The 236-nt window shown below is 72.0% G+C and carries 1 pseudogene; it reads right to left on the reverse strand.

Annotation, left to right across the window (positions count from 1 at the left end):
• Nucleotides 1–236: pseudogene (locus ACYQ0J_RS13530) on the reverse strand (ATP-binding protein); the annotation flags it as partial.

Consider the following 236-nt stretch of genomic DNA (forward strand, 5'->3'; position numbering starts at 1 on the left):
TTAGGGTCTCCGGGTGGACGGCCAGGACCAGGGTGGCCACCTCGGCGAAGGCCACCAGCCAGGGGACCACACTGGGGGTGAGGCCCGTGGCGTCGTCCACGACGAGGGTGACGGGGTTCACCCCTTCGGGGCGCTTGAGGGCCTTGAGGAGGCTCCTCGCCTTCTCCTCGTTCCCCGGGTAGCGCCTCTGCCAGGCCTTGAGGTCGGCCTCGAGGTCCCACCCCCCCCCCCCCCCA

Source organism: Thermus sp. FJN-A (assembly GCF_054655095.1).